Origin of the sequence: Nonomuraea jabiensis, assembly GCF_014204795.1 — a bacterium.
Classification (GTDB): domain Bacteria; phylum Actinomycetota; class Actinomycetes; order Streptosporangiales; family Streptosporangiaceae; genus Nonomuraea; species Nonomuraea jabiensis.
On record NZ_JACHMB010000001.1, the window covers coordinates 1,139,712 to 1,163,482 of the forward strand.

A 23,771-nucleotide genomic window follows, 5' to 3' on the forward strand; every position below is an offset into this window, starting at 1 on the left:
AAAAGCTGTAATCACACCGTGACCCCCTGACATAGAACATTCTGCCATTCCGGAGAATCATCCAATTTGTGGGGAAGCTCCGGATGGCAACTGCGTTCGGGCTGGCTCTGGTGTCGTTGGGGGCGATTGTTTGGTGCACCGTCGTAGCCAGACCGGTGGCGGGCCCCGCGCTGCCCAAGAGCACCGCGGCGCCCAATCCGTGGGTGGCGGCCGCCGCCCGCGCCGACCCCCTGGTGGGCTGGGACCGCAAGGCCACCACCGAGGTGACGCTCGCCAGGGCGACTGAGCGCGACCTGGACCCGGTGCCCAAGGGGCGGATCGATCCCCGCCAGCGGCAGGTCAAGGTGACCGTCGTACACCGGCTCCAGATGGCGCCCAAGGACCCGCTCACGGAGGCGCTGCGCCAGGGCAGCGGGTTCCCGGGCACGCTTCAGCAGGTCACCGACGCCGCGTTCGGCGCGATCAAGGTGGGCGGGCCGGGGCTGGCGCCCACGACGCGCCTGGCGCCGATCCTGACCTCCGACTCCACCGGGACCACGGCCAGGTTCGCCGTGACGCTGCTGCGGCAGGTCAAGACGGACGAACTGCTGAAACTCGACTTCACCGCGCCCAATGCGGTCCCGCTGATCGTCACCTCGCGCTCGATCGCCGTGCTGCCCGGCGAATGGACGGTGCTGCGGCTGGCGGGGATCACGCCGGAGCGGGAGCAGGAGGAGCGGCTGGAGTTCACCGTCGGGGCGTACCCGGTGAGCATGACGCTGGCGCCGGACTCGTTCGGGTTCGCCGACACGGTCGTGGAGGACGACTTCTCGTGGGCCACCGCGCTCGGCGTGCTCACCGCGATCGCTCTCGTCGCCTTCCTGCTGCGCTCGCTCGGGCGCGGGTGGTGGGCGCGGCTGGCCAACAGGGAGCTGTTCGTCGGACTCGTCCTGGCGGCGCCCACGCTGCTGATCCCGCTGTTCGCCGCGGACTGGTCGGCGGTGGCGTACGTGATCCTCTTCGTCGCGGTGCCCGCGCTCGCGCTGCGGCACGCCGGACGGGTGCTGCCCACCAGCCCGCCGTGGAACACCCGCGACCTGCTGGTCACGACCGGGCTGGGCGTGGTGGTCGGGCTCGGCATGCTGGCCTGGTCGTGGCTGCACGGGCAGCTGCCGGGGCAGACGCTGCTGGCCGGAGGGGCGGTGGCGGCCGTGGCCGCGGCCGGGTCCGCGGTCGCGTTCAGCGTGGACCTGGGGGTCAGACCGGTGATCGTACGGCTGGCCGTGCTGTCGGCGGAGGCCGCGATCGGGCTGCTCGCGCTGGCGCTGTGGCTGCGGGCGCTGCTGGCCGGGGTGTACCCGCCCGACAGCGTCCGCCTGGTGCTGGCGCTGGGCTGGGCGATGATCCCGGTCGCCGCCATCGCCGTGGCCACCAAGCAGTGGACGCGCGGCGCGGTGGCCGGCGCGGTGCTCGTGAGCCTGCTGGTCCAGGGCTGGCCGACCGAATGGCTGGACACGGGATCGTGGAGCCTGGCGGTCTCGCAACCCGAACCCCGGATCGGCAGCCTGGTGCTCACCCCGCTCGTGCGCGGGGTGCTCGGGCTGCTGCTGCTGGGGTTCCTGATGCTGGTGCTGCGGCTGCGGCGGCTCGGCGACGAGCTGTCCGCGATCGACAACCCGGTCGCCGAGTCGACCATGATCGCCGTACTGATGGTGCTGTACATCACGCCCGGCGGCAGCACGACGCTGGCGGACATCGACGTGCCGCTGCCGCTGCTGGCGATCACCTCGATCGTGGCCTGGGCGAGCGCGCGCTGGCTGCTCTCCGGGCCGCGCCCCGTACTCACCGAGCCCGCCTCGCACGAGGAGCACCGCCGGCTCATCAGGGCCGCCCTGCACAAGCGGCTGCTGCTGGTGGCCGAGCAGGAGCTGTACCGCGTCGGGCGGGGCAGGATCGGCTCGGGCGAGATGTCGATGACCGACTTCGACGAGCGGCGCGACGCCCTGGAGCAGGCGCTGCGGCAGCACGGCCGGCACCCGGAGACCGCCTTCGCCACGGCCGCCGGATGCCCGCCCTGGCACAACGGCGTGCACGCCTTCGCCGCGAGCCTGCTGCTGAGCCTGCCTTTCGCCATCGTGTACGGGTGGCCGGAGGGGGTCGACCTGACCAGCTTCATCTTCGACGCGCGCTACCTGATCACGCTGCCGGCCTTCGGCTTCCTGTTCGGCTACTTCTACCCGCGCCTGCGCGGCACCCAGCCGATGACCAAGGCCCTCCACCTGATCGCCGCGGCCCTGCTCACGGAGCTGTCCGGCTACCTGTCCACCCTGGTGGAGCCGGACATCGGGGCCTTCGACAAGGTACAGGTGGTGGGGATCGTGGTGGGCCAGGTGACCATGGTCTGCGTGGGGCTGGGGCTGTACTGGGAGTGGCGCCTCATGCACCTGGCCGGGGAGCCGTGGGCCCGGGTCCGCAACCTACGCAGCATCCGCAGCCTGGCGGCCCCCGCCCTGGCCATCGTCGTGGCGGCCGGCACCACGGCCGCCACCTCCGCTGCCGGCCAAACCGTCGACCGCATCCTCAAGGGCGACCAAATCACCACCACCGCCCCCCGCTAACCGCGCAACACCCCACCGGCCCGGGTTAGCGGCGGGGGAGTTCGGTGCCGCGGACGTGGGTGCAGAGCCACGCGACCAGGGGGCCGTAGGCGCGCCACGTACGGGAGACGCGCTCGCGCACCTCCACCGTGTGCACCCACGGCTCCGGCTCCCACCGCACCCCCGCATAGAGGGACTTGTGCCGCAGCAGGTCGATCCGGGGATGGTCCTCCGAGAAGCCCCGCGGCTTGGTCTTGAGGCGCTCCCCGCCCAGCTCGTAACCGGCGGACACCAGCTCCCCCGTGATCGACTCCAGGGGCTTGCCCGTCAGGTCCTCGTCCACCGCGGCGCGGTAGCGGGCCACCTGGTCGGGCGCCTGGGTGTAGAAGCCCCCAGCCGTGTATAGCCCGGCCGCGCTCAGCTCCACGTAGAGCCCGATCCCCGGCTGGAGGTCCACGAACGCGCCCTGATGGGTCTTGTACGGCGATTTGTCCTTGGAGAAGCGCACATCACGATAGGGCCGGAAGAGCTGCGCCGCCCCGAACTCGGAGGCCAGCTCGTCCGTGAGCGCGAGCATCGGCTCCCGCACCGCCTCCTCGTAGAGGTGCTTGTGCCGCGTGAAGTAGGTCTTCGAGTTGTCCGCCTCGAGCCCTTCGTAGAACAGGAAAGCCTCATCAGGGAAGCCGCTGAAACCCATGCTCCCCAGGGTGCCACGCCGCACCGACAGCTCGGGTCACCGCTCGGTGTACGTCCGCCCCGGCGACGGCGTCCTGCCGTAGAGCTCCGAGACCGTGACGAACGTGAAGCCCTTCCGGTCAAGGAAGTCGAGAATGGCGGGCACGGCCTCGACCGTCGTGCGGTGGATGTCATGCATGAGGACGATCGATCCGGGCTTGGCCTCACCGGCCCGCCGGGCCACGGCCGCGGGGACCCGGTGCAGCCAGTCGAGGGTGTCGACGCTCCAGAGGATCTCCGCCAGCCCCTCGTGGCGCGCCTCCGCGGCGACGGCGGCGTTGGTCGACCCGTACGGCGGCCGCATGATGTGCATCCGCACCCCGGTCAGCTTGAACACGAGGTCGTTGGTGTGCTGGAGCTGCCGCCGCACGTCGTCGTGCGACAGCCCGGCGAGGGCGGGGTGGCTCCAGGAATGGTTGCCGAGCTCGTGGCCGTCCTCGACGATGCGCCGGACCAGCCGGCCGCCCTTGTCGGCCGCCACCATCTGCCCGATGACGAAGAACGTGGCCTTGACGTCACGCTTGCGCAGCATGTCGAGCAGCCGCCCGGTGTACTCGCCGGGCCCGTCGTCGAAGGTCAGGGCCACGCACTTGAGCTTCGCGCAGTCGAACCTGCGGCTGCGCGGCCAGCCGGAGCCGTACTGCATCGACACCAGCCGCTTGGCGAGCACCGCCGGATCGACGACGGCCGCCTTGTACGGCACGATCGGCGGCTCGGGCTGATGGCGGCGCGCCACCGAGTAGGTGATGCAGATCGCCAGAGCGAGCAGGGCCAGCGGCAGAGCCCATACGCGCATGGTTCCCCCCGAAACGCCGCGCGCGGGGGCCTACGGATAGTCCTGGACCGGTTTCCCCCGCAATTCCCTGGCCAGGTCGTCCCACCAGAGTGGGATATCGGCCTGCAGTTCCTTGTAGCGGCGCGCCACGCGCATGGCACATCCGACCGGATCCGTACCCAGATGCCGACGTTTCACCGGTCCTTCCTGCCAACGGTAAAAACCATCTCTATACCGAACGACCAGGCCTATCCATACCGAGATGGTCGCTCCGTCCCCTACGTCGTACGCGCTGGTGACGCCCAGAGCGCGAAGCTCCGACTGGAGCTTCTCCGTCGCCGCGAGGGCCTCACTCACACGCCACCCCCTGCCCACATTCCGCCACACCAGAGATGTACCCAACAACGGGTATCAGCCGTCCAAAGCATGAAGTACTCGTCACCGACCGCCGGTGGCGGGTGCCCGGTTGACGGCAGCCCGGCCCCAGGGGGCGACCGCAAACATTACTGGCTGTTACCAAGGTTTTCCATGCCGTTGCGGGAAGGAGAAGCAGCGGTTATCGATCATCGGTGTCGCGCGGCTCCGCGACGACCATCACGAACCTGAGGTCCTCGGCGCCCCGGTTGGCGTAGCGATGCGGCCGGTCGGCCGTGAAGAGCACCGCGTCGTCCTTGCCGATCACGTAGCTCTTGCCGTACACGGTGAGCGTCAGCTCCCCGTCCAGGACGGTCAGCATCTCGCGGGTGCCCGGCGGGTGGGCGTCGCCGTCGTGGTGCTCGCCGGGCGGCAGCCGCCAGTCCCACAGCTCCAGGATCATCGGCACGTCGGCGCCGACCAGCAGCCGCGCCCGCACGTCCCCCTGGTCGAACGTGACCACGTCACTCTTGCTCACGATCCGCACCGTCGGCACGTCGGCGACCTCGACGAGCCGGGCCACGGTGACGCCCAGGGCGGAGGCGATCCGGGTGAGGGTGGAGACGCTCGGGTTCGTCCTGCCCTGCTCCACCTGGACCAGCATGCCCCTGCTCACCCCCGACCTGGCGGCGAGGGCGTCGAGCGTCAGCCCTCGGTGTGCCCGCTGGGCCCGGACGTTGTTGGCGATGGCCTGGTTGATCAGGTCGGGATCTTCCACGCAGTGCAGTCTAGTGAAGTGGATTTGCAATGGAATGTACTCTATGTGTTGTACTGACAGTGCAACCTGTTGAACCAGAGGAGGCTACCGGTGACCGTGATCCTGGCGACCGCCTGCGCGGTGGTGTACGGCACGGCCGACTTCTTCGGCGGCCTGGCCACCCGCCGATCCCAGGTGCTGTCGGTCGTCGTGCTGTCGCAGATCGCCGGCCTGGTGCTGATCCTGGCCCTGCTGCCGGTGCTGCCCGGCACGGCCGGCGCCGCCGCACTGTCGTGGGGCCTGGCGGCGGGCCTGTCGGGCGCGGCCGGGCTGGTGCTGTTCTACCGGGCGCTGGCCACGGGCGTCATGTCGGTGGTCGCCCCGACGACCGCGGTCACCTCGGCGGCGCTGCCCGTGGTGTTCGGGCTGGCGGCGGGCGAGCGGCCGGCGTTCTGGGCGCTGGTGGGCGTGGCGCTGGCGCTCTGCTCGGTGCTGCTGGTCAGCCAGGACAGGTCCGCCGAACGCCGGGGCTCCCGCGCCTCGGTGCTGACCGCGCTGGCGGCCGGGGCCGGGTTCGGCGGGTTCTTCATCCTGCTGGCCATGGCGCCGGACGATGCCGGGCTGTGGCCGCTGGTCGGCGCCAGAGTGTCGTCGATCACGACGGTGGCGCTGCTGGCCCTGGTCACGCGGCGCGCGCTCAGGCCCGGCCCGGGCTCGCTGCACATCATCGTGGCGGCGGGCGTGCTGGACATGGCGGCCAACGTGCTCTACCTGCTGGCCCAGCAGGACGGCCTGCTCAGCCTGGTCGCCGTGCTGGTGTCGCTGTACCCCGCGAGCACTCTGCTGCTGGCCAGACAGGTGCTGGGAGAGCGGCTGCGGGGCATCCAGGTGGCCGGTGTGGCCTGCGCGCTCGGGGCGGTGGCGCTGATAGCCGTTGCGCAGCACCTCTAGCGCTTGCTAGGTTTCGCCCGTGCGCCCTGACCGGGCACGTTCGGACGGCGAGTCGCTACGGCACATCGCGGTGCCGCACGACTCGGACGAGACCTTTGTGAGGCTCGCCACCCCGCGCGTGCGCTTCGCCCTCGACGAGGGCAGGCACGTGCTGGTGATCACGTGCGCGGACAAGCTCGCGCTGCTGCACGACGCCCTCGGCCGCGACGCCGGACGCATCGACAGCCGGGTCTCGACCGGCTGGTACGGCCACCCGTACCGCACCCTGGCCGCCTACCACGAGTACACCCGCGACCGCCGCACCCTCGTCATCGGCGAGCCCGACTGGGAGGGCAGGAGCGAGCGCGACATCAGGGAGCTGATCCGCTACGAGTCGGTGGTCAACGCCGCGCTCCGCCCGGCGGCGACGATCATGATGTGCCTGTACGACGTGCGCCGCGCCCCCAGGGCCGCGCTCGACTTCGCCCCCGTCAGCCACCCGCTCCTGCTGGGCACGGATGGCGAGGTGGCCAGCGCCCGCTTCGTCGAGCCCCACGAGCTGGTCCTCAACGGCGACCGCGCGCCCCTGCCCGCGCCCGCCGATGACGCCGAGGCCATCCCCTTCACGGCCCGGGAGCTGAAACGGCTGCGCCAGAGCGTGGGCGACTACGCCAGAGCGGCCGGCATGGACCGCAACCTGATCACCTCGCTCGTGATCAGCGTGTCCGAGATCGCCGCGAACAGCATCGAGCACGGCGCCGGGCACGGCATGGTCACGATGTGGGTGAGCGGCGGGGAGCTGGTCTGCGAGATCGCCGACCCGGGCGGCGCACTGGACGACCCGTTACCCGGCTACATACCACCCGAGCCCGAATCCCCTCGGGGATACGGGCTCTGGATCAGCCGGCAGCTCTGCGATCTCGTGCAGCTGCGTAATGAAGGCGGCGTGTTACGCGTCCGCCTTCATTTCATGATGGGGTCATAGGGGGCTTTCAGGCGGCGCGCTGGGCGGGGAGCCGTACGGCGCCTTCCTCGCGGGCGTACTCCTCCAGCATGCCGCGCAGCTGCCGGCGGCCCCGGTGGAGGCGGGACATCACGGTGCCGATGGGGGTGCCCATGCGGTCGGCGATCTCCTTGTACGCGAATCCCTCCACGTCGGCCAGGTAGACGGCCACGCGGAAGTCCTCGGGCAGCGAACGCAGGGCGTTCATCACGACGCTGTCGGGCAGCCGGTCGAGCGCCTCGGTCTCGGCCGAGCGCAGGCCCGTCGAGCTGTGCGACTCGGCGGCGTGCAGCTGCCAGTCCTCGATGTCCTCGGCGGCCGACAGCTTGGGCGAACGCTGCTTCTTGCGGTAGTCGTTGATGAAGTTGTTGGTGAGGATCCGGTGCAGCCACGCCTTGAGGTTGGTGCCCTCCCGGAACTGGTGGTACGAGGTGTACGCCTTGGCCACCGTCTCCTGCACCAGGTCCTCCGCGTCAGCGGCGTTGCGGGTCAGGCGCATGGCGGAGGCGAACAGCTGCGACGTCACGGGCACGACATCGCGCTCGAACCAGTCCTGACGCTGCTCATCGGTCATAGTGATCAATTCATTCCCCCTTGCGCTATCCCCCGTTTCGGCACAAGCCGCCTGCGGGCGGTTTCCATCATGGCAAGTCCCAGGTAAGGGACGCGTTAGAGGATCCGCCTTGGTCAGAGGGGGTTTCCGTCCATCTGCTCGCGGCGTGTGTGGTCACGTCCACGGCCGGACAAGTCTCAGTATCATAACACTACCCACCCAATTTCGCAGGAATAGTGGCAAGAGTCACATGGGATAGCGTATGGGCATGAGTTTTGTGGACCGTCACGACCTCGCCTCGCGCCACTGGGTGACAGACGCCATACGCAAGGTCGAGGCCGATGCCAACCGTAGTTGCGACACACATCTGCACGTCTTTCCGCTTCCCTCGCACTGGGGTGTAAACCTCTACTTGAAAGACGAATCGGTACACCCGACGGGTTCACTCAAACATCGACTTGCTCGGTCCTTGTTCCTCTACGGCCTGGCGAACGGCTGGATCGGGCCCACCACGACGATCGTGGAGGCGTCCAGCGGGTCCACCGCCGTGAGCGAGGCGTACTTCGCGCGCCTGCTGGGCCTGCCGTTCATCGCGGTCATGCCCGCGTCCACGTCGCCGGAGAAGTGTCACCTCATCGAGTTCTACGGCGGGAAGTGTCACCTCGTGACCGACCCCGGCGCGATCTATGAGGAATCTCACCGGCTGGCCGCCGAGACCGGCGGCCATTTCATGGACCAGTTCACCTACGCGGAGCGGGCGACCGACTGGCGCGGCAACAACAACATCGCCGAGTCCATCTATTCCCAGATGTCCATGGAGCCCCACCCGGAGCCCTCCTGGATCGTGGTGGGCGCCGGCACCGGCGGCACGTCGTCGACCATCGGCCGCTACATACGCTACCGCCGCCACCCCACCCGCCTGGCCGTCGTCGACCCCGAGGGCTCGGCCTTCTACCCGAGCTGGGTCTCCGGCGACACCACGGTCACCGCGCGGGGCTCCCGCATCGAGGGCATCGGCCGGCCGCGCGTGGAGCCCTCGTTCCAGCCGTCCGTGATCGACCGCATGATCGCCGTCCCCGACGCCCGCTCGATCGCCGCCATGCACTGGACGCGCGAGGTCACGGGCCTGGACGTCGGCGGCTCCACGGGCACGAACATGGCGGCCTGCGTGGACCTCATCCAGGAGATGCGCTCGGCGGGCGAGCAGGGCAGCATCGTCACCCTGGTCTGCGACAGCGGCGACCGCTACCGGGGCACGTACGGCAACCCCCAATGGCTCGCCGACCAGGGCCTGGACGTCGAGCCCCACCTGGACGAGCTCCGCGCGTTCCTCAGCGCCTCATAGCCGGATCAGGCCCTGGCGGGGTCGACGGAGAAGAGCTCGGCCACGTCGTCCAGGATCGCGTGCGCCCCCTGGATGCCCACCGCGGTCATCCAGGTCAGGTCGGCGACCTCGTGCTTGTCGCCCTTGAGCTTGCCCCAGAGCGGGTTGTTCACGAACTTCTCCTTGGGCCCCTCCGCCGACGGATCCTGATATGTCGAGACGAAGATGTGGTCGGCGTCCAGGTCCGCGATCCGCTCCTGGCTGATGTCCACCGCGATGGCGTCCTGCTCGGTCGGCTGCCCCTCGGGCCGCGGGAACCCGACGTCCTTCAGCACCAGCCCGGAATAGGACTTCTCCACATAAAGCCTCACTGTCGGCTCGCCGGCGAACCGCACCACCGAGATCGTCGGCAGCTCGCCGTCCTTCGCCTTGATGGCCGCGCCGATCTTGGCCGCTCGCCCCTCGTACTCCTTGATCCTGGTGTCGGCGAGCTGCTCCTTGCCCAGGGCCTGTCCCATGAGCCGGAGGTTCTCCTTCCAGATGGCCCCGGTGGTCTCGCTGAAGACGGTCGGCGCGATCTTGGACAGCTTGTCGTACAGGGCCTCGTGCCGGACCTTCGCCGAGACGATCAGGTCGGGCTTCAGCGCCATGATCTTCTCCAGGCTCGGCTGCTCCAGCGAGCCGACCGGGGTGGCCTCCTTGCCGTACTGCTCGGCGACGGTCCCCAGATAGGCGGGCAGCTTGTCGTCGAGCGACCGGTACGTCGTGTACCCCACCACCGGCGTCTCCAGCGTGAGCACCGCGTCGACGAAGCTCTGGTCGAGCGCCACCACCCGCTTCGGCTGAGCGGGGATCACGGTCTCGCCCATCGCGTGCTTGACGGTCCTGAACGCGGAAGAGGCGGCCTCCGGCGGTTTCCCGGCGGAAGAACCAGCGGAAGAACCAGCGGAAGAACCACAGGCGGCGAGCCCCGCCATCAGGACAGCACCGGCCAGCACGCGCAACGATCTCATCAGATCCCTTTCCCGGACCCCAGAACTTAGGCAAACCTAAATTAGGTTAGCCCTGCCTAAGCTGGCATACTTCACCAGGACCGATCAAACATTGAGGAGGACGTGGGTGAGTGCGACCGCCGTGGCCCCGCGCCTCCATGGCATCCGGCACAGGCGGCTCACCGTTCTCCTCGCCCTGCTGGCCGCCGTGCTGGTCGCGATCGTGCTGAGCATCACGGTCGGCTCCAAGTCCGTGCCGCTCGCCGACGCCTGGCACGCCCTCACGGCCTCCACCGGGACCGAGAACGACATCGTCATCCGCTCCCTGCGCGTCCCCAGGACCGCCCTGGGCGTCCTCGCCGGGATCGCGCTCGGCGTGGCGGGCGCGCTCATGCAGGGCCACACCCGCAACCCGCTCGCCGACCCGGGACTGCTCGGCGTCACGCAGGGGGCGGCGTTCGCGATGGTGTCCTCGATCATCCTGCTCGGCACCTCCAGCCTGCTCGCCTACATCTGGTTCGGCCTGGCGGGCGCCCTGATCGCCAGCGTCGGGGTGTTCGCGCTGGGCATGGTGGGCGGCAGGGGCGGCCCCACCCCGGTCACGCTGGCGCTGGCGGGCACCGCCGTGAGCGCCCTGCTGTACGCGCTGACCTCGGCCATCGTGCTGCTGGACGAGCAGGCGATGGACGTCTTCCGCTTCTGGCAGGCCGGCTCGATCGCGGCCAGGGGCTCGGAGGTGGTCTGGCAGGTGCTGCCGTTCATCCTCGTGGGCCTGGTGCTCGCGATGGTCAACGCGCCGGGCCTGAACGCGCTCTCCCTCGGCGAGGACGTGGCCAGGAGCCTCGGCCAGAACATCTCCACGACCCGCGCCGTCGGCGTCGCCGCGGTCACCCTGCTGTCGGGCGCGGCCGTCGCGGCCTGCGGCTCGCTGGCGTTCGTGGGCCTGATCGTGCCCCACCTCGCCCGCTCGCTGTCGGGCACCGACCACCGGTGGCTGCTGCCGTTCTCGGGGCTGATCGGCGCGGCGCTGCTGCTGCTCGCCGACGTGATCGGCCGCGTGGTGGCCCCGCCGGGAGAGCTGGAGGTGGGCGTGGTGCTCGCGCTGCTCGGCGCGCCGTTCTTCGTCGCGCTCGTCAGGCGCAGGAAGCCCGTGCGACTGTGATGACCACTCTCTCCCTGCGCGTCGGCACCCTGTCCTGGCGGCTACGGCTGCGCGGCGTCGCCGTCTCCCTGATCGGCCTGGCCCTGATCGTCCTTCTCATGGCCATGAACATGCGCATCGGCGAGATCCCGATGACGCTTCCGGAAGTGATCTCCGGCACGTTCGACGTCAACAGCGCCGCCCACTTCGTCATCATGGAGCTGCGCCTGCCGCGCGCCCTCACCGGCGCCCTCGTCGGCGCGGCGCTCGCGCTGTCCGGCGCGATCATCCAGTCCATCGCGCGCAACCCGCTCGCCAGCCCCGAGATCCTCGGCGTCACCACCGGCGCCTCGGTCACGGTCGTGGCCGGCGTCGTGGCCGGCGGCAGCGTGTACGGCGGCGCCAGCGGCCTGCTGGCCACCGTCGGCATCCCCGCGCTGGCCCTGCTCGGCGCCCTGGTCGGCGCGGCCGTCGTGTACGGGCTGGCGTGGCGGCGCGGCCTGGACGGCTACCGGCTGGTCCTGGTCGGCATCGGCGTGGCCGCCGTGTTCACGAACATCAAGTTCTGGCTCCTGACCGTCGGCGACGTCAACGACACCGGCCGCGCCATGGTCTGGATCAGCGGCTCGCTCAACGGCCGCGGCTGGGAGCACGTGCTGCCCACCGCGCTGGCCCTGGCCGTGCTGGTGCCGCTGACCCTGCTCGGCACCCGCTCCCTCGACGCCCTGCGCTTCGGCGACGACACGGTGACGGCTCTCGGCGTCCGCACCAACCTGGCCCGCGCGCTGATGATCCTGGCGGCCGTGCTGCTGGCCGCCGTGGCCACCGCCTCCGCCGGCCCGATCGCGTTCGTGGCCCTGTCCTCGCCGCAGATCGCGCTCAGGATCACCCGCTCGGCCCAGCCGCCGCTGCTGTGCTCGGCGGTCGTGGGCGCCGTGCTCACCACCGCCGCCGACCTGATCGCCAGGACCGCGTTCTCCCCGCTGGAGCTGCCGGTCGGCATCGTCACGGCCGTGCTGGGCGCCCCTTACCTGATCCACCTGATCTGGAGGTCACGCAAATGAGGCTGCAGGCCGCCGGCGTCAAGCTCGGGTACGGCGAACGCCTGGTGGTCGACGGGCTCGACCTCGGCATCGAGGCGGGCACGGTGACCACGATCATCGGTCCGAACGGCTGCGGCAAGTCCACGCTGCTGCGCGCGCTCGGCCGCCTGCTCAAGCCGCAGCGCGGCGAGGTGCTGCTGGACGGCAAGCGCATCGACAAGATCCCCACCCGCGAGGTGGCCAAGATCCTCGGCGTGCTCCCCCAGGCGCCCAGCGCCCCCGAAGGGCTGACCGTGGCCGACCTGGTGGCCAGGGGCAGGCATCCGCACCAGACGTGGTACCGGCAGTGGTCCTCGGACGACGAGGGCGCCGTCGCGGCCGCCCTGGACATGACGGGCCTGGCCGACCTGGCGGAACGGCCGCTGGACGAGCTGTCGGGCGGGCAGCGGCAGCGGGCGTGGATCTCCATGGCCCTGGCCCAGGGCACCGACCTGCTGCTGCTCGACGAGCCGACCACGTTCCTGGACCTGGCGCACCAGGTGGAGGTGCTGGAGCTCGTACGGCACCTGCACCAGGAGGCGGGCCGCACGGTCGTCATGGTCCTGCACGACCTCAACCTGGCCGCCCGCTACGCCGACCGGCTGGTGGCCATGCGCGCCGGGCGGGTGGTCGCCGCGGGCACCCCGCACGAGGTGCTGACCGAGGACCTGCTGGGCGAGGTGTTCGAGCTGGACGCCAAGGTCATCGAGGACCCGGTGGCGGGGACGCCGCTCGTGGTCCCGATCCGGCCGCGTTCGCACCCCGCCGAATAGCGTCCGCCCGCCAGGTCACGCCTCTGCCAGCGCCCGCCCGATCTCCTCGTCGTCGGGAGCCAGCTCCGCGGCTCTGAGCAGGTCGTCCCTGGCCTTGTCCGCCAGCCCCGCGGCCCGGTAGACCACGGACCTGTTGAACAGCAGCTCGGCCGTCTCCGCCAGCTTCAGCGCGTGGGTCAGGTCGGCCAGCGCCGCGTCGTGGTCGCCGCCCTCGAAGGCCAGCTCGGCCCGGCCCGCCCAGGCCGCCACCAGCTCGGGGTCGGCCTCCAGCGCCCCGTCGAACGCGGTCCGCGCCTCCGGCCGCCGGCCCTCGGCCAGCTCCACCTGCCCGAGCACGCACAGCAGGTGGGGGTCGCGGGGCGTCAGCCCCAGCCCGCGCACCACGTCCTGCCTGGCACTCGCGTAGTCCCCCATGACCACGTCGATCCCGCTGCGGTTCACGTACGCGGGCGCGAACTCGGGGTCCAGCTCCAGCGTGTGGTCCAGGTCGGCGCGGGCCCCGTCGAGGTCGCCCGCCGCGAACCGGACCTCGGCCCGGTTGTAGTACGCCTCGGGGAAGGGCGGGCTGAGCCGCATGACCGCCTCGTAGTCGGCCAGCGCCTTCTCCGACCGGCCGAGCCGGTGCAGCAGGTTGCCGCGTTCGAGGTAGTAGTCGGGGTAGCCGGGATCGGCCTCGACGGCCCGCGTGTAGTCGGCCAGCGCCTCCTCCGTCCGGCCCGCCATGGCCAGCAGCTGCGCCCTGTTGGCGTGGAGCACGAGCCGGTGGATCGGGTGCTCGCCGGCCAGGTCCGTCTCCGCCAGGTCGATGGCCTGCCGCACGAGCTCCATGGCCGCCTCGGGACGGCCCCTGCGTACCTCGACCAGGGCCTTGCCGTTGAGGTCGAACCCGAGGTGGAAGGCCCGCTCGCGGCGGTCAGGCAGCAGCGACGTGATCGTGATCGCCTCGTTGATCCAGGCCAGGGCCTGCTCGGGGTCGCGCCGGGCGGGGTCGTGGTGGCGTACGAGGATCATGGCGGTCGCGTACGCGACGGTGGCGCGGTGCTTGGGGTCGGTGCTCACGCGCCTGGCCCGGTCGTAGAGCTCGCGGGCCTCGTCCTCGCGCTCGATGGCCTCCAGGGCGCCGGCGACGCGTTGCAGGAGGAGCTGCCAGCCCTCCGGGTCGTCCTCGTACGCCATCCCGCGCAGCACGGCCAGGCCCGACTCGGCCATGGCGTGGTGGAAGCCCTCGTCGCGGTAACGGTCGAAGTCGGCGCACAGCGGTCCGGCGCTCGGGGCCGGCGGGCCCTCGTCGATGCGCAGCAGCCCCGGGTCGAGCCTGCGCCGCAGCACGGCCACCAGCTCGGTGTCGGTGTGGTCGGCCGTGCCCAGGTTCGTCACGGTGAGCACCAGCGGGCCCGCGTCGCGCAGGTGGTCGCGGACGAACTCGGCCAGCCCGTTCGCGATCCTGAGGCTGCGCCGGGCGCCGGGCACGAGGATGCGCTGCCCTCGGGGCAGGCGGCCGGCCAGCGAGCTCCGGCGCTCGGGGACGGACCCGCGCAGCCGCGGCGCGGCGGCGCGGATCTCGATGTCGTGCGCGGCGACCAGCTCGGGCCGGCGCTCCAGCGCCCGGGGGACGAGGTGGCCGAGGAGCCCGGCCGCGAGAGTGTAGGGGCCGCCGATCCGGCGGTCGGCGTCAAGGGAGATCGTGTCCACGAAAGGCCTTTCCGTGCTGGCCGGCGCCCCACGAGACGCCGGCCGGGCGGCTCAGGCGCTGTGCCTCGGCGCGGCCGCGGCGGTCGGCTTCACGGTTCCTGGCCGGTGAACGACGATCTTCTTCATGGCGCCCCTTTGCGCGGAACGAGCGATCATTTGATGACCGCTACATGTCAGCACGGGACAGCCCTTCGAACAATTGTTTATCTGGTAATGGCTATTCCCCGGACAATTACCGCGCGCCCGAATCGTTTCGCATCACTCCCCCAGGATCGCGTCCACGAACACCTCGGGGTCGAACGGCGCCAGATCGTCGGGCCCCTCGCCGAGCCCCGCGAGCTTGACCGGCACCCCCAGCTCCCGCTGCACGGAGATCACGATGCCGCCCTTGGCGGTGCCGTCGAGCTTGGTCAGCGCGATGCCTGTGATGTTGACCACCTCGGCGAACACCTGGGCCTGGCGCATGCCGTTCTGGCCCGTGGTGGCGTCGAGGACGAGCAGGACCTCGTCGACCGTGGCCTTCTTCTCGATGACCCGCTTGACCTTGCCCAGCTCGTCCATGAGGCCGGTCTTGGTGTGGAGGCGGCCCGCGGTGTCGACGATGACCACGTCGACCTTCTCCTCGATCCCCCTGGCGACGGCGTCGAACGCCACGGAGGCCGGGTCGCCGCCCTCGGGGCCGCGCACGACGTCGGCGCCCACCCGCTCGCCCCAGGTCTGGAGCTGGTCGGCGGCGGCCGCGCGGAACGTGTCGGCCGCGCCGAGCACGACCTTCTTGCCGTCGCCGACGAGCGAACGGGCGAGCTTGCCGGTGGTGGTGGTCTTGCCGGTGCCGTTGACGCCCACGACGAGGGCCACCGCGGGCCGCTCGCCGTGCTTCTGGATGTGGAGCGTGCGGTCGAGGTCGGGGTTGACCTGGGCCAGCAGCTCCTCGCGCAGCAGGCCGCGCAGCTCCTCGGGGGTGCGGCTGCCCAGCACCTTGACCTTGGTGCGCAGGTCGTCGACGATCACGCGGGTCGGCGCGACGCCGACGTCGGCGGTGATCAGCTTCTCCTCGACCTCGTCCCACACGTCGTCGTCGAGGCGGTCGCGGGAGAGCAGCTCCAGCAGGCCGCGCCCGAGGGCGCTCTGCGAGCGCGCCAGCCGCGAGCGCAGCCGCACCATCCGGCCCGCGGACGGCGGCGGCACCTCGATCTCGGGCGTGACGACGGCCGGCTCGGCGGGCTTGACCGGTGGCGGCAGCGTGGTGGTCGCGCCCTCGCCCTCCTCGCCCGCCACTCCCGCGGGCCGCTCCTCCTGCTCGGGAAGCACGGGCTGCTCTGGCGGTTTGACCGGCGGGGCCGCCTTGCGACCCGGCTTGAAGTACAGCAGAAGACCGCCGGCCGCCAGCAGGGCGACGACGGCCACGATCACTATGACGCCGAGGTAACCATCCACAAGATGTCAGTTTTCCAGATCGACCGGCATGGTCATGCCCAAGGCACCACCGATCAGGCCCAACTCGCGCCCGCGGACCGGCTGTCCGGCGCGCCGCCACCGCTCGCTGAGCCGCGGTGTCAGGCGGGCTCGCGTTCGCGCAGCCGCTGGCTGACGACCTGCGTCACGCCGTCCCCGCGCATCGAGACGCCGTAGAGCGCGTCGGCGATCTCCATCGTGCGCTTGTTGTGGGTGATGACGATCAGCTGCGAGCTCTGCCGCAGCTCCTCGAACAGCGTCAGCAGCCGCTGCGTGTTGGTGTCGTCGAGCGCCGCCTCGACCTCGTCCATCACGTAGAACGGCGAGGGCCGCGCCTTGAAGATGGAGATCAGGAACGCCACGGCGGTCAGCGAGCGCTCCCCGCCCGACAGCAGCGACAGCCGCTTGACCTTCTTGCCCGGCGGCCGCGCCTCGACCTCGATGCCGGTGGTCAGCATGTCGGCCGGCTCGGTCAGCACCAGCCGGCCCTCGCCGCCCGGGAACACCCTGGTGAAGATCTGCTCGAACTCCCGGGCCACGTCCTCGTACGCCGAGGCGAACATCTGCTCCACCCGGTCGTCGACCTCCTTGACCACGGTCAGCAGGTCGCGCCTGGTCTTCTTGAGGTCCTCCAGCTGCGAGGTGAGGAACGCGTGCCGCTCCTCCAGCGCCGCGAACTCCTCCAGGGCGAGGGGGTTGACCTTGCCGAGCTGGTTCATCTGTCGCTCGGCGGCCCTGGCCCGCTTCTCCTGCTCCTCGCGCACGTACGGCACGGGCGGGTCGCCGGGCACCGGGACCTCGGGCCCGTACTCGGCGATCAGGGCCTCGATCTCGACCCCGAACTCCTCCAGCGCCCGCTGCTCCATCTGCTCCAGCCGCAGCCGCTGCTCGGTGCGGGCGACCTCGCTGCCGTGCACGCGGTTGACCAGCTTGTCCAGCTCCTGGCCGAGCTCGCGGACGCGCAGGCGCACCTGCTTGAGCTCGGCGTCGACGGCGACCCTGGCGAGGTCGGCCTCGTCGCGCTCCCTCGACGCGAGCCGGATGGAGGACTCGAGCTCCCTGAGCACCTGCTTGGCGCCCTTGCTGACGGCCTCGGCCACGGCGGCCTGCTGCCGGCGCCTGGCGCGCTGGGCGGCGGCCTGGGCGCGGTCCTGGCGCTCGCGCTGGGCGGCCCGGACGAGCCCGTCGGCGCGGCCCTCGATGCCCTTGACCCGCTCCTCGGCGGTGCGGACCTGGAGGCGGGTGTCCATCTCGCGCTGCCGGGCGGCCTCGCAGGCGCCGGCCAGGTCGTCGCGGAGGTCGGTGGTGGGCTCGGACTCCAGCTCCTGGGCGTATTCGGCCTCGGCCAGGCGGATCTCCAGCTCGGCCAGCTCCTCCAGCCCTTCGGCGCGGGCCTCCTCCGCCTTGGTGACGCTCACGGCCAGGCGCTCGGCCTCGTCGTGGGCGGCGGTGGCGGCGGCCTCGAGCTGGGCCAGCCGCTTGGCGGCGGCGGCGTTGCGCTGGTCGGCCTCCCGCTGGCGGCCCCTGACCTGGTCGAGGGCCCCCTGGGCGGCGCTCACGCCCGCCTGGGCGGTGGTGACGGCGGTCTGGGCCTCGTTGACCTTCGCCTGGGCGGCCTCCAACGCGGCCTGGGCCGCCTGCTCCTGCTCGACCGCCTGGTCGAGTGCGACGGCCGTCTCCTCCGCCCGGCTCTCGGCCTCCTCCAGGTCCCTGACGGCCTCGTCGAACGCGGCCCGCACCTGCAGCACGGAGGTGCCGCCCTCGGAGCCGCCGCTGGCCAGGTGCGTGCCCACCAGGTCGCCCGCCCTGGTGACCGCCCTGAGCCCGGGGTGGCGCTCGACGACCGCGCGGGCGGCTTCGAGGTCCGCCACGACCACGACGTCCGCGAGGACGTGGTCGAGGGCGGGCCGCAGGTGGTCGGGGACCGTGACGAGGTCGGCGGCCCACTGGCCGCCCTCGGGAGCCGCCGTACGGGCGCGCCGGGCCCTGTCCTCGTCCGCCCCCACCAGGAGGGTCGCCTGGCCCGAGCCCTGGGTGCGCAGCAGGTCGAGGGCCTCGACGGCGGTGTCGAGGGTCTTGACCGCGATGGCCTCGGCGATCGGGCCCAGCACGGCCGCCACCGCCGGCTCCGCGCCGGGCGTGACCTGCATCGAGGCGGCCAGCGGCCCCAGCACCCCGGCCAGGTCGGCCTCCAGCAGGGCCGCGCCGCCGTCGCCCTTGGCGAGCCCCAGCTCCAGGGCGTCCCGGCGAGCGATCAGCGCGGCCACGGACCGCTGGGCCTCCTGGTCGGCGGCGCGTGCGGTGGTCATCGCGGACTTGGCGGCCTGCAGGGCGGCACGGGGCGCGTCGAGGCCGGCCTTGGCCTCCTCGGCCGCCGCGCGGGCCTCGTCGGCGACCGCCTTGGCCTCCTCCACCAGCGCCTGCGCCGTGGCCAGCTCCTCGGCGAGCGCGGGATCGACCGCGGGCTCCTCCAGCCGCTGCGCCTCCAGGTCCTCCCTGGCCCGCCGCTCGCGCCCGGCCGCGTCGGCCACGGACTGCTGGAGCCGCCCGATCTCCTCCTCGGCGGCCCGCGTGCGGCTCCGTACGGAATCGACCTGGCCGCGCAGCTTGGCCAGCCCTTCGCGGCGGTCGGCGGCGGCCCGGGCGGCCAGGGCGAGGCGGTGCTCCTCGGCGCTCAGCTCGGCCTCGGCCTCGGCCCGCCGCTGGACGGCCTCCTCCAGCAGCTCCTGGGCCTGCTCCAGCTCGGCCCTGAGGATCAGCTCCCGCTCGCGCACCTCGGCGGCCTCGCGCTCGAGGTCCTCGGGGTCGCGGCCGCGGCGCTCGATGGCGGCGGCGTCGAGCGCGTGGCGGTGGCGCTCGGCGGCGAGCTGCGCCAGGCCGGTGATGCGCTCGCGCAGCGACGAGAGCCGGAAGTACGTCTCCTGCGCGGCGCTCAGCCGCGGCTGGGTCTCGGCCTCGGCCGTCTCCAGGGCCGCCTCGCGCTGCTGGCCTTCGGCCAGCTCGGCCTCCACTTGGTTGCGCCTGGTGGTGATCGCGGCCTCGTCGGCGGCCTCGCGCTCCAGCGTCGTACGCAGGATGCACACGTCGTCGGCCAGCAGCCGCAGCCGGGCGTCACGCAGGTCGGCCTGGATGACGGCGGCCTTGCGGGCGATCTCCGCCTGCCGGCCCAGCGGCTTGAGCTGGCGGCGCAGCTCGGTGGTGAGGTCCTGTACGCGGGTCAGGTTGGCCTGCATGGAGTCGAGCTTGCGCAGCGCTTTCTCCTTGCGCTTGCGGTGCTTGAGCACGCCCGCGGCCTCTTCGATGAACGCCCGCCGGTCCTCGGGGCCCGCGTGCAGGACGGCGTCGAGCTGGCCCTGGCCGACGATCACGTGCATCTCGCGGCCGATGCCGGAGTCGGACAGCAGCTCCTGGATGTCGAGCAGGCGGCAGGTGTCGCCGTTGATCGCGTATTCGCTCTGCCCCGACCGGAACATCAGCCGGCTGATCGTGACCTCGGTGTAGTCGATCGGCAGCGCGCCGTCGGAGTTGTCGATGGTCAGCGTCACCTCGGCGCGCCCGAGCGGCGGCCTGGAGGAGGTGCCGGCGAAGATGACGTCCTCCATCTTGCCGCCGCGCAGCGACTTGGCGCTGTGCTCGCCCATGACCCAGGCGAGGGCGTCGACGACGTTGGACTTTCCCGAGCCGTTGGGGCCGACGACGCAGGTGATGCCCGGCTCGAGACGCAGGGCGGTCGCCGAGGCGAAGGACTTGAAGCCGCGCAGGGTGAGGGTCTTCAAATACAAGCGCGGCCCCCTTCTGCCTGATGCGGACTCCGGAAAGCCTACTGGTCCTCACTGCCCGACGCGGGCCGGTGCCGTCCACGCCGGCCCGACCTGGGCAAAGGAAGCTTTCCGAAGATGCGCAAATAACAAGGGACGCCTCTTCGAGACGTCCCTGGGGTCTTGCGCTCCGATCACTCTCAGGTGAGTGCCGGCTCGCGCTCTTGCATGCGGCTTAGTGCCTCGTCGCGGGTTTGCGCCGCAAGAGCGTCATTGGTGGCCTGAAGTCGGATGAGTTCTGCCTCCAGATCCCGGATACGCTGCTGCAGGCGGCGCATCTCCGAGACCATCCGAGGGTCAGGACCGCCGACGTGGCCGAGTAGAGCCTTCGCCATGGTAAAGGGTCCTCCACGCTGAGTGACCAGACTGGTTCGCGCACTTCTATTCCGCGGGAGGGGTGCGCGTGGTACCTAACAAGAGTCGCACCGGCAGTGTGGGCGGTCAAGTCGAACGAACCGCTGAGCCCTACTGATGGGCACTCCCGACATACAACTATACCCTATTTGGGCGGTTTAACGGAAGCCGCTACCGCTCCACAAAGCCGCCCAAACTACCTCGGGGTTCACTCCAACGTTCCACTACTCCATCGACCCTGCCCGGCGTGTCGCAACCTCTGAGCAGCGCCAGCAGCTTGACGCACGCCTCGCGCGGGCCCTCCGCGACCACCTCCACCCGTCCATCCTCGGTGTTGCGCGCCCATCCCACGAGCCCCAGCTCCAGTGCGCGCGCACGGGTCCACCAGCGGAACCCCACTCCCTGGACTCTGCCCCGTACCCAGGCGGTCAGCCGTGAGTTGTCATTGTTTTCCGGCATTTCATCTCCCCTCAGGCCACCAGGGACTCCGCCCGGTGTGCGTGCCCCGCGGCCGCCTCCCCGAACGCCAGCACGGCGGCGGTCTCGGCCGCCTTCACCCAGGCCAGGCCCATGATCGACGGGCTCAGCCCGGCGACGGGGACGAAGCTCACGTCGGGCCGCCGGTGGTGGGCCGCCGTCGGCGTGCAGAACAGCATGCCACCCCGGTCGAGCGCCACCTGGGTCAGGCCCTCCTGGCTGGTCGCCACGGTGCCGGCGCGGGGAATCGGACGCCCGGAAGGGGTTACGGACGGTGCGATCAGTTCGCGGTAGGCACGCGGGGCGGGGCCGTCCAGGCCGATCAGGGGCACGTTCGCCAGCTCTTCCGCGGCGATGCCGGCGCGGGCGGCCAGCGGATGGCGGGTGGAGACGCCCAGCTGGTAGGAGACCTCGTTCAGCCCCTCGCCGCTCGCCAGGTCCGGCTCGTTCACCGGGAGTAGCGTGAACGTGAGATCCACCTGACCGGCCCGCAGCTTGCCGAAGGGGTCGGAGAGCGGGATCTCGACCAGCTCCACCTCGCACTCCGGATACCGGCGCTCGAAGGCCCGCACGCTGCCGGTGACGACCTCCGTGGGCGTGGCCAGGAAACCGACCCTGAGCCGGCCGGTCACCTCCCGGGCGGCCGCCTTGGCCCGGTGCACCGCGTTCGCCAGGCCGTCGTAGGAGGGGCGCAGGTCGGCCAGGAAGCGCTCGCCGAGGGGCGTGAGGCGCACCCTGCGGCTGGTTCGCTCGAAGAGCCTGCCGCCGATCCTGGTCTCCAGCGAGCGCATGAGCTGGCTCACCCTGCCGGGCGACAGATAGAGGCGCTCGGCCGTACGCGCGAAGTGCAGCTCCTCGCTGAGCACCACGAAGCACTCCAGTTCCCTGAACTCCATCCCCATCACCCCGGATCGCTTAGCCTGCCTAAACCAAGCCTTCGGACTTCGTCATTGTTCCCGCCCGCCGCCGGACCCGAGGCTGAGGGGCATGACCATCACTGATGTCTCCCCCGCCACCCGGGCGCGCTGGCTCGCCGTGTCGTCGGTGGCGGTGGGCACCTTCACCGTCGTGACCAGCGAGATGCTGCCCGTCGGCCTGCTGACCTCGATCGCCGCCACCCTTGAGGTGTCCGACGGGACGGCCGGGCTGATGATGTCGGCCCCCGGTCTGGTGGCCGCCGTGTCCGCGCCGGTGCTGGCGCTCACCGCCCGCCGGCTCGACCGGCGGGCCATCCTGATCGGGCTGATGGCGCTGCTGGCGGTGGCCAACCTGGTGGGCGCGTTCGCGACCGGCTATCCCGTCATCCTGGCCGCCCGGGTGCTGACCGGCGTGAGCATCGGCGGGTTCTGGGCGTTCGCGGCCGGCCTCGGGACGCGGCTGGTGCCGGAACGGTCCGTCGGGCGGGCCACGTCGATCATCCTGTCCGGGGTGTCCGTGGCGTCGGTGCTGGGGGTGCCCGCGGCGACGTTCGTGTCGTCGTTCGCGGGTTGGCGCAGCGCGTTCGCCGCGATGGGGGTGGTGGCGCTGGCCCTGGCCGCCGTCCTGTACGCGACCCTGCCGCCCCTTCCGGGCCAGGCCCCTGCCCAGACCCCGGGATCCCGGCGCGGATGGCTCTCCGGGCCGCTCAAGACCGTCCTCGTCATGACCGTGCTCGTCGTGTCCGGCCACTTCGCGGCCTACACCTACGTCCGGCCGTTCCTGGAGCAGGTCTCGCACGCCGGCCCCGCGCTCGTCAGCACGATCCTGCTCATGTACGGCGCCGCGGGCGTGGCGGGCAACTTCGCCGCCGGCGCGTGGGCGGCCAGGAACCCCAAGCCGGTCCTGATCGCTCTGGCCGCCCTCATCGCGCTCGCCACGGCGGCCCTGGCCTCGATCGGCCTGCCGCTGGTCGTGCTGCTGGTGTGGGGCTTCGGCTACGGAGGCGTCGGGGTGACCCTGCAGCTGTGGATCATGCGCTCGGGCGGCGGGGAGCTCGGCACGGCGCTCTTCGTCGGCGCCTTCAACGTCTCCATCGCGCTCGGCGCGTTCGCCGGCGGCCGGGTCGTGGACGGGGTCTCGATCTCCGCGGTGATGTGGCTGGGCTCCGGGCTCGCCGTGCTCACCGCGGTCGTCGCTGGCATCTGGGGCAGAAGTAGGACGAGCGGTTCATGAACGGCTCGCGCCTGATCGCGGTGCCGCAGCGGGAGCAGGGCAGGTCGCGCCGGCCGTACGCCTCCAGCGAGCGCTCGAAGTAGCCGCTCTCGCCGTTGACGTTGACGTACAGGCTGTCGAACGAGGTGCCGCCCTGCTCCAGCGCGGAGGACATGACGGCGCGGACCCCGGCCAGCAGCTCGGCGACCTTGGGACGCGTGAGCGTCTGTGTCTGCCGGGCCCAGTGCAGGCGGGCGATCCACAGGGCCTCGTCGGCGTAGATGTTGCCGACGCCGCTGATCAGCGACTGGTCGAGCAGCGCCCGCTTGATCTCCGTGCGCCTGGCCCTGAGCCTGCGGGCGAACTCCGCGTCGTCGAACACCGGCTCGAACGGGTCGGGGGCGATGTGGGCGATCGGCTCGGGGACGCCCTCGGCCAGGCCGGTCAGCATGACGTGACCGAACGTCCGCTGGTCGACGAAGCGCAGGTCGGGGCCGCCGTCCTCGAAGCGGAGGCGTACCCGAAGGTGCTTCTCCGGCGGCGAGTCGGGCTCGACGACCAGCAGCTGGCCGCTCATCCCCAGGTGGGCCAGGAGGGCCTCCTCGGCGCCCGACATCGGGAGCCACAGGTATTTGCCGCGCCGCTCGGCGGACAGCACCGTGCGGCCCTTGAGGCGCGCGGTGAACTCGTCGGCCCCGGGCGCGTGCCGCCTGATGGCGCGGGGATGCAGCACCTCCGCCGCGGCGATCTCGCGCCCGGTGACCCACTGCGCGAGGCCGCGCCTGACGACCTCGACCTCCGGTAGCTCAGGCACCTCTGACCCTTTCGTGTGGCTCGCGCCGGGCGGCCG

21 protein-coding genes are annotated in these 23,771 nt (G+C 71.4%); 8 read left to right on the forward strand and 13 right to left on the reverse strand.

The genetic code is table 11. The features are described 5' to 3' along the window. Positions 1-83 precede the first annotated feature (83 nt). Positions 84-2,597: a hypothetical protein gene (locus HD596_RS04640; RefSeq protein WP_185068050.1), complete on the forward strand. Its 2,514-nt coding sequence runs from the start codon at positions 84-86 to the stop codon at positions 2,595-2,597. A gap of 25 nt (positions 2,598-2,622) precedes the next feature. Here the strand turns inward: HD596_RS04640 and HD596_RS04645 are convergent, their stop codons facing one another. From HD596_RS04645 to HD596_RS04660, 4 genes are all read right to left on the reverse strand, one after another. After that, positions 2,623-3,273, reverse strand: coding sequence for a DUF2461 domain-containing protein (locus HD596_RS04645; protein ID WP_185068051.1), 651 nt, complete (start codon positions 3,271-3,273; stop codon positions 2,623-2,625). Positions 3,274-3,309: 36 nt separating this feature from the next. After that, positions 3,310-4,107, reverse strand: a complete 798-nt coding sequence (locus tag HD596_RS04650) for a polysaccharide deacetylase family protein (protein WP_185068052.1) — start codon at positions 4,105-4,107, stop codon at positions 3,310-3,312. A gap of 30 nt (positions 4,108-4,137) precedes the next feature. Next, positions 4,138-4,443, reverse strand: coding sequence for a hypothetical protein (locus tag HD596_RS04655; RefSeq protein WP_185068053.1), 306 nt, complete (start codon positions 4,441-4,443; stop codon positions 4,138-4,140). Positions 4,444-4,642: 199 nt separating this feature from the next. After that, on the reverse strand, positions 4,643-5,218 hold the full coding sequence (locus HD596_RS04660) for a helix-turn-helix domain-containing protein (protein WP_185068054.1): 576 nt from the start codon (positions 5,216-5,218) through the stop codon (positions 4,643-4,645). A gap of 90 nt (positions 5,219-5,308) precedes the next feature. Between HD596_RS04660 and HD596_RS04665 the strand changes: the two genes are divergently transcribed. Both HD596_RS04665 and HD596_RS63555 read left to right on the forward strand, forming a co-directional pair. Then, positions 5,309-6,148: a DMT family transporter gene (locus tag HD596_RS04665; RefSeq protein WP_185068055.1), complete on the forward strand. Its 840-nt coding sequence runs from the start codon at positions 5,309-5,311 to the stop codon at positions 6,146-6,148. A gap of 19 nt (positions 6,149-6,167) precedes the next feature. Next, positions 6,168-7,112 (forward strand): anti-sigma factor RsbA family regulatory protein, encoded by a 945-nt coding sequence (locus tag HD596_RS63555; RefSeq protein WP_185068056.1) that lies wholly within the window; start codon positions 6,168-6,170, stop codon positions 7,110-7,112. A gap of 7 nt (positions 7,113-7,119) precedes the next feature. Here HD596_RS63555 and HD596_RS04675 read toward each other — a convergent pair whose 3' ends face one another. Then, a complete protein-coding gene (locus tag HD596_RS04675) occupies positions 7,120-7,704 on the reverse strand; it encodes a sigma-70 family RNA polymerase sigma factor (protein WP_185068057.1) in 585 nt (194 codons plus the stop codon). Between the two features lie 247 nt (positions 7,705-7,951). On the opposite strand from HD596_RS04675, the gene HD596_RS04680 reads away from it, so the two are divergent. Further along, positions 7,952-9,028 carry a PLP-dependent cysteine synthase family protein gene (locus tag HD596_RS04680; RefSeq protein ID WP_185068058.1) on the forward strand — a complete coding sequence of 359 codons (1,077 nt, stop codon included), beginning with the start codon at positions 7,952-7,954 and terminating at the stop codon, positions 9,026-9,028. A 5-nt stretch (positions 9,029-9,033) separates the two neighbouring features. On the opposite strand, the gene HD596_RS04685 is transcribed toward HD596_RS04680, so the two are convergent. Continuing rightward, positions 9,034-9,876 carry an ABC transporter substrate-binding protein gene (locus HD596_RS04685; protein ID WP_246554134.1) on the reverse strand — a complete coding sequence of 281 codons (843 nt, stop codon included), beginning with the start codon at positions 9,874-9,876 and terminating at the stop codon, positions 9,034-9,036. Between the two features lie 250 nt (positions 9,877-10,126). On the opposite strand from HD596_RS04685, the gene HD596_RS04690 reads away from it, so the two are divergent. From HD596_RS04690 to HD596_RS04700, 3 genes are read left to right on the forward strand one after another with little or no spacing between them, the layout of a single operon-like run. After that, positions 10,127-11,161 carry a FecCD family ABC transporter permease gene (locus tag HD596_RS04690; protein WP_313042754.1) on the forward strand — a complete coding sequence of 345 codons (1,035 nt, stop codon included), beginning with the start codon at positions 10,127-10,129 and terminating at the stop codon, positions 11,159-11,161. Further along, positions 11,161-12,204: a FecCD family ABC transporter permease gene (locus tag HD596_RS04695; RefSeq protein WP_185068061.1), complete on the forward strand. Its 1,044-nt coding sequence runs from the start codon at positions 11,161-11,163 to the stop codon at positions 12,202-12,204. The genes HD596_RS04690 and HD596_RS04695 overlap by 1 nt, the downstream gene beginning before the upstream one ends. After that, on the forward strand, positions 12,201-12,995 hold the full coding sequence (locus tag HD596_RS04700) for an ABC transporter ATP-binding protein (protein ID WP_185068062.1): 795 nt from the start codon (positions 12,201-12,203) through the stop codon (positions 12,993-12,995). Before HD596_RS04695 ends, HD596_RS04700 begins: the two co-directional genes overlap by 4 nt. Positions 12,996-13,010: 15 nt before the next feature. On the opposite strand, the gene HD596_RS64640 is transcribed toward HD596_RS04700, so the two are convergent. The 6 genes from HD596_RS64640 to HD596_RS04730 all read right to left on the reverse strand — a co-directional run bounded on the left by HD596_RS64640 (position 13,011) and on the right by HD596_RS04730 (position 21,687). Further along, positions 13,011-14,687, reverse strand: coding sequence for a tetratricopeptide repeat protein (locus HD596_RS64640; protein WP_185068063.1), 1,677 nt, complete (start codon positions 14,685-14,687; stop codon positions 13,011-13,013). A gap of 258 nt (positions 14,688-14,945) precedes the next feature. Then, on the reverse strand, positions 14,946-16,124 hold the full coding sequence (ftsY, locus tag HD596_RS04710; protein WP_185068064.1) for a signal recognition particle-docking protein FtsY: 1,179 nt from the start codon (positions 16,122-16,124) through the stop codon (positions 14,946-14,948). Positions 16,125-16,243: 119 nt separating this feature from the next. Next, entirely contained in the window at positions 16,244-19,924 is a 3,681-nt protein-coding gene (gene smc, locus HD596_RS04715; RefSeq protein ID WP_185068065.1) for a chromosome segregation protein SMC, read from the reverse strand. Positions 19,925-20,100: 176 nt separating this feature from the next. Next, the gene (locus HD596_RS04720; RefSeq protein WP_090938435.1) at positions 20,101-20,295 is read right to left on the reverse strand and encodes a hypothetical protein; all 195 of its coding nucleotides are present in this window, start codon (positions 20,293-20,295) and stop codon (positions 20,101-20,103) included. 190 nt (positions 20,296-20,485) lie between these two features. Further along, positions 20,486-20,773 carry an acylphosphatase gene (locus HD596_RS04725; RefSeq protein WP_185068066.1) on the reverse strand — a complete coding sequence of 96 codons (288 nt, stop codon included), beginning with the start codon at positions 20,771-20,773 and terminating at the stop codon, positions 20,486-20,488. 11 nt (positions 20,774-20,784) lie between these two features. Further along, positions 20,785-21,687, reverse strand: a complete 903-nt coding sequence (locus HD596_RS04730; RefSeq protein WP_185068067.1) for a LysR family transcriptional regulator — start codon at positions 21,685-21,687, stop codon at positions 20,785-20,787. 91 nt (positions 21,688-21,778) lie between these two features. Here HD596_RS04730 and HD596_RS04735 point away from each other — a divergent pair, with 91 nt between their 5' ends. Continuing rightward, a complete protein-coding gene (locus tag HD596_RS04735) occupies positions 21,779-22,942 on the forward strand; it encodes an MFS transporter (protein WP_185068068.1) in 1,164 nt (387 codons plus the stop codon). On the opposite strand, the gene mutM is transcribed toward HD596_RS04735, so the two are convergent. Beyond that, positions 22,890-23,735: a bifunctional DNA-formamidopyrimidine glycosylase/DNA-(apurinic or apyrimidinic site) lyase gene (gene mutM, locus HD596_RS04740; protein ID WP_185068069.1), complete on the reverse strand. Its 846-nt coding sequence runs from the start codon at positions 23,733-23,735 to the stop codon at positions 22,890-22,892. The two genes, HD596_RS04735 and mutM, sit on opposite strands and share 53 nt — an antisense overlap. Between the last annotated feature and the right edge of the window lie 36 nt (positions 23,736-23,771).